Below are 304 nucleotides of genomic sequence, written 5' to 3'. Positions count from 1 at the left end.
GCCGCCTCCATGAACCTTATCCTGCGTACCCTGGCGCAGCCGGGACAGCATATGTGGATGGAAGATCCGGGGTATCCCTTTATCCGGCCGGTCGTCGAGGCTGGGCAGCTGGCGGTGGATGCGATTCCCGTGGACGACGAAGGGATGGACGTCGGCTGGGGCCAGCGTCATCACCCGCAGGCGCGATTTGCCCTGCTCACACCAGCCCATCAGAGTCCGCTGGGGGTCGCGCTGTCGCTTCCCCGACGCCGCCAGCTGCTGGCGTGGGCCGCGGAGCGCGACGCGTGGATCATTGAGGACGATT

General features: G+C 66.8%; 1 protein-coding gene. It reads left to right on the top strand.

What is annotated here, in order from left to right; translation table 11 throughout:
- A partial coding sequence (locus R7P64_RS24225; protein WP_411979338.1) for an aminotransferase class I/II-fold pyridoxal phosphate-dependent enzyme occupies positions 1–304 on the top strand: 304 nt, incomplete at both ends.

The sequence above is a fragment of the Vibrio sp. 2304 genome, from assembly GCF_033339475.1.
GTDB classification, from domain to species: Bacteria; Pseudomonadota; Gammaproteobacteria; order Enterobacterales; family Vibrionaceae; genus Vibrio; species Vibrio alginolyticus.
The sequence above is the reverse complement of the archived record's forward strand: the minus strand, read 5'-3'. Positions and strand labels throughout refer to the sequence as shown.